The 4939-nt window shown below is 72.8% G+C and carries 4 protein-coding genes and 1 tRNA gene; 4 read left to right on the top strand and 1 reads right to left on the bottom strand.

What is annotated here, in order from left to right; genetic code table 11:
* The 4 genes from AC08OX_RS14845 to der all read left to right on the top strand — a co-directional run.
* Positions 1-1112, top strand: a 1112-nt coding sequence (locus tag AC08OX_RS14845; protein ID WP_476608354.1) for a prephenate dehydrogenase, incomplete at its 5' end; no start/stop codon positions are given.
* Between the two features lie 94 nt (positions 1113-1206).
* Positions 1207-2013 carry a (d)CMP kinase gene (gene cmk, locus AC08OX_RS14840; protein ID WP_476608353.1) on the top strand — a complete coding sequence of 269 codons (807 nt, stop codon included), beginning with the start codon at positions 1207-1209 and terminating at the stop codon, positions 2011-2013.
* Positions 2010-2837: a lysophospholipid acyltransferase family protein gene (locus AC08OX_RS14835; RefSeq protein WP_476608355.1), complete on the top strand. Its 828-nt coding sequence runs from the start codon at positions 2010-2012 to the stop codon at positions 2835-2837. The genes cmk and AC08OX_RS14835 overlap by 4 nt, the downstream gene beginning before the upstream one ends.
* Before the next feature lie 134 nt (positions 2838-2971).
* Positions 2972-4441 (top strand): ribosome biogenesis GTPase Der, encoded by a 1470-nt coding sequence (der, locus tag AC08OX_RS14830; protein ID WP_476608352.1) that lies wholly within the window; start codon positions 2972-2974, stop codon positions 4439-4441.
* A 131-nt stretch (positions 4442-4572) separates the two neighbouring features.
* Here the strand turns inward: der and AC08OX_RS14825 are convergent.
* Positions 4573-4646 (bottom strand) — tRNA-Pro (locus AC08OX_RS14825).
* Between the last annotated feature and the right edge of the window lie 293 nt (positions 4647-4939).

Raw genomic sequence — 4939 nt, 5'->3', positions numbered from 1 at the left:
TGGTCGGGTTGGAATGGGATGCCGCCCGCCTTCCGCGCCTGCGCCGGGTCGGGGTCGTCGGCACGGGCCTGATCGGGACCAGCATCGGTCTCGCGCTGTCGGCAAGGGGCGTCGAAGTCCTGCTCCGCGACGTGGACGAGGCACAGGTCGCGCTTGCCGAGAAGATGGGGGCCGGGCGGCCGTGGGCGGGGGAGCGGGTCGATCATGCGGTCGTCGCCACCCCACTGCCGAGTGTCGCGGTCCAGGTACGCGCCCTGGCCCGCTCCGGCCTCGCGGACACGATCAGCGACGCCGGCAGCGTCAAGGTCCGACCGTTGGTCGAGGGAGTCCAGCTCGGCTGCGACCTCACGACGTGGTGCCCGGCCCACCCCATCGCCGGCCGGGAACGGCACGGGGCCGTCTCCGCCCGGGCGGACCTGTTCGCCGAGCGGGTCTGGGCGGTCTGTCCCGTCCTGCACACCGGGTCGGCCGCGGTGCACGCCACGGTGGCGCTGGCGTTCGCCTGCGGGGCCACGCCGGTGCGGACCACCCCGCAGCGTCACGACGCGGCGATGGCGTCGGTCTCCCACGTGCCCCAGATCGTCGCGAGCGCGCTCGCGGGGGCGCTCGTCGGGCTGCCGGAACGGGACGTGCCCTTCGTCGGGCAGGGGTTCCGCGACACCACCCGGCTCGCCGACAGCGACGCCGAGCTGTGGTCGGGGATCATCGAGGGTAACCGCGGCCCGATCGCCGAGCGGGTGCGTTCCCTCGGCGCCCAGCTCACCGCGCTCGCCGACGTCCTCGACACCGGTTCCGGTGACGAGGTCACCGCCGCGGTCTCCCGGCTCATGCGGGGCGGCCAGGCCGGCCGTGCGCTGCTTCCGCGCAAGCCCGGCGCCCCGGCGCAGTCCTGGGGCTGGGTGGGGGTCGTGCTCGACGACCGACCCGGCCAGCTCGCCGCGCTCGTCGGCTTCATCAGCCAGTGGCAGATCAACATTGAGGATGTCGGGCCCTTCGAGCACAGCCTTGACGCACCCGCCGGCATCGTCGAGCTCGCGGTGGATCCGACGGCCGCGGACGAGCTCGTCGACCGGTTGACGCTCAACGGCTGGACGGCATACCGGCGATCCTGATGCCGTACCGAGTAGCCTGATCCGGGTTGCACATGTCGGCATCCGCGGGGGCGCGATCCGACGACTCTATATGTGACCGGGACGGAGGAATCGGGTGAAGCCCGACCACGGGTCTGCGCTGTCGGCGGGAAGCACGGTCACCGACAGCCGGGAGGGAACGTCTGCGCCGCTCGGGTCCGAGGGAGATGGTCCCGCGGTCCACGAAGGCGGGGCCGAGGGTCTGATCGTGGCGGTCGACGGTCCCGGAGGGTCGGGGAAGAGCACCGTGGCCCGCGAGATCGCCCGCCGCCTCGGCCTGCGATACCTCGACACCGGGGCGATGTACCGCGCGGTCACCCAGCTCGCGCTGGAACAGCGGATTGACATCGAGGACCCGGCGGCGGTCGCGGAGCTGGCCGAGCGGGCGGTGATCTCGGTCGGTACGGACCCGGACGAGCCCTCGATCGCCATCGACGGTGTCGGGGTGGACGCCCAGATCCGCACCCGCGCGGTGACCAACGCGGTCAGTGCGATCGCGGCGGTGCCGGCGGTGCGGGCGTTGCTCGTCACCCAACAGCGTCAGGTGATCGCCGCCGCGTTGCCGGCCGGCGGCATCGTCGTGGAGGGTCGTGACATCGGCTCGGTCGTGGCGCCGGGCGCCCAGATCAAAGTCTTCCTCACCGCCTCGACCGAGGTCCGTGCGCTGCGTCGCTCCCGCCAGCTCGGGGAGAAGGGCGTCGACGACGTCGCCCGGACCCTCGCCGAACTCGACCGGCGCGACGCGCTCGACAGCAACCGGGCGGCGGACCCGCTGGCCATCCCGCCCGACGCGGTGGTTCTGGACTCGACGGCCCTGTCGGTGTCCGAAGTCGTCGACGAGGTGCTTCGGCGTTGCGAGCAGCTGCCGAACCGGACGAGATGACCACGTCGAACCCCCGCGCTGAGGCGCCCCGCGTTGAGGCCGCTCGGCCGGACGACGGCGCCGGCGAACGTGCCGCGGAGGCGGCCCGGCGGGCCGCCCGGGTGGCGCGTGGACCGGTCCACCGGGGTGCCGCGTCACCGATCTACAACGACCTCCCGCACCGCGTCCTCAAGCCCGGGGTCCGCTGGTTCCTCAACCGGGTGGTCATGCAGATTAGCCTGGAGGGGCTTGAGAACGTCCCCTTCGACGAACCGTTGATCTTCGCTGGGAACCACAGCAGTTGGCTGGATGGCCCGTTGGTGGTGATCGAGTCCCCACGGACCGTGCGCTGCCTGAGTAAGGTCGAGATGTACCGGGGGGTGCTCGGCCGGGCGCTGCTGTTCAGCGGTCAGATCCCGATCGATCGTGATCGGGCCGACCGGGAGGCCCTGCACACCGCGCTGGACGAGCTCTCCCGCGGCGGGGCGATCGGGCTGTTCCCCGAGGGCACCCGGGGCAGCGGGGAGATGGCGGCGGTCCAGCACGGCATCGCCTACCTCGCGGTGCACGGCCGCTGCCGCGTCCTACCGGTGGCCTGCATCAACACCGGTGCCGCCCTGCCCCGGGGGGCGCGCTGGCCGCGCCGGTCGGTGCCGATCCGGGTGGTCTTCGGTGCGCCGTTCGCGGTGGAGGTCCCGGCGAACCCACGCTCGCGCAAGGCGCTGGCCGCCGTCGCGGAGGACATCCGGGTGCGCCTGCTCGACCATCTGGCGACCGTCCGGGCCGGAAAGGCCTGCGGCGAGGCGGGCGGGACCGGCGGGGCTGACCGGGCCGGCGCCGGGTAATCTGAGCAAGATCGCTGCTCGCTCCGGACGGGCGGGTGAGAGCCCCCGGCGATCCGACCACGCTCGCGTGTCCGGCGCCGAGCCCGGGAATCACAGGCGATCCCGTCCCACGATGACAGTTGGCAGTGACAGTGATGAGCGGACAAGACCTATCAACGGACCTCGGCGCGGCCGGGTTCGACCGGTTTGCCGACGGTGGCCTCGGCGATGACGTCGGCGGCCCCGATGGGTTCGCGGGCGAGCTCGACGGCGAGTTCGCGGGCCCCGGGATCGGTCAACCGGTGGTGGCCGTCGTGGGGCGACCCAACGTGGGCAAGTCGACGTTGGTCAACCGCATCCTCGGCCGGCGCGCCGCGGTCGTCGAGGACGTCCCCGGGGTGACCCGTGACCGCGTCGCCTACGACGCGGTCTGGAGCGGGCGGCGGTTCACCCTCGTCGACACCGGCGGCTGGGAACCCGACGCGACGGGGCTGGCCGCCCAGGTCTCCGAGCAGGCCCGCGCGGCGCTCGACACCGCCGATGCGGTGCTGTTCATCGTGGACGTCGTCACCGGTGCCACCGACGCCGACGAGGCGGTCGCCCGGGTGCTGCACCGCTGCGGGCTGCCGGTGATCCTGGTGGCGAACAAGGTCGACGACGTACGATTCGAGGCTGATGCGGCGGCGCTGTGGGGCCTCGGGCTCGGCGAGCCGCACCCGGTCTCGGCCCTGCATGGCCGGGGCAGCGGAGACCTGCTCGACGCCGTGCTCGCCGCGTTGCCCGAGGCGCCGCGCGAGATCCTCACCGAGTCCGACGGCCCACGGCGGGTCGCCCTGATCGGCCGGCCCAACGTCGGCAAGTCGAGTCTGCTGAACAAGCTCGCCGGCAGCCGGCGGTCGTTGGTGCACGACGTCGCCGGCACCACCCGGGACCCGGTCGACGAGCTGGTGACGGTCGGCGGCGAGGAGTGGATGTTCATCGACACCGCCGGGCTGCGCCGTCGCGTCCGGGAGGCCTCCGGCGCCGAGTACTACTCGTCGCTGCGCACCGCCTCGGCCCTGGAAGCCGCCGAGGTCGCCATCGTCCTGCTCGCCGCGGACGAGCCGGTGACCGAGCAGGACCAGCGGGTCATCTCGATGGTCGTCGACGCGGGACGGGCCCTCGTCCTCGCCTTCAACAAGTGGGACCTGGTGGACACCGACCGCCGGCTCACCCTGGAACGGGAGATCGTCCGTGACCTCGGTCGGGTCGCGTGGGCGCCGCGGGTGAACGTCTCGGCCCGTACCGGGCGTGCGACCGATCGGCTCGCCCCCGCGCTGCGCACCGCGCTGGAGTCCTGGGGTACCCGGATCCCGACCGGCCGGCTGAACACCTGGTTGGGTGAGGTCGTCGCCGCGACCCCGCCGCCAGCACGTGGAGGGCGGGTTCCGAAGGTCCTGTTCGCGACCCAGGCCGGAGTGCGCCCGCCGCGGTTCGTGGTGTTCACGACGGGTTTTCTGGAGTCGTCCTACCGTCGATTCCTGGAACGCCGGCTCCGGGAGGACTTCGGCTTCGTCGGTTCGCCCATCTCGATCTCGGTGCGGGTGCGGGTGCGTGAACGCGGCGACCGCAGGGGCGGCGGCTGACGGTTGGACCGGGTTCCGGCCGTCAGCCGGGTGGGCTTTCCGGTCCGGCCGGACCGGCGTGACGGCGGCTTACGACGAAAAAACCCGTTGAGCAGGCTCATCTGCCTGAGCAACGGGTTTTACCACCTCTGTCGGGACGACAGGATTTGAACCTGCGACCCCCAGACCCCCAGTCTGGTGCGCTACCAAGCTGCGCCACGTCCCGTACGCAGTCACATTACCGTACCGGCGACCACTACGGTGACCGGGGGTCGCGTCGTTGACGACGCGACCCCCGACCCTCGTGCGCGGGCCCCGCGTGGGACCAGGCCGAGGCCGTCACCCACGAGGGTGTCCGCACGCCACAGGGCCGCCGAACAGCAGGGTCAGCTCGCACCCTGGGCGCGCCGTCGGGTAACCCCGGCGCCGATCAGCAGGGCGCCCACTGCCGCACCGGCCAGCGGGAGCAGGGGCGAGGACCCGGGGTCGGCCATCCCGCCGCCACCTGCGGCGACACCG

Source organism: Frankia sp. CoBUL1, assembly GCF_978021245.1.
The sequence above is the reverse complement of the archived record's forward strand: the minus strand, read 5'-3'. Positions and strand labels throughout refer to the sequence as shown.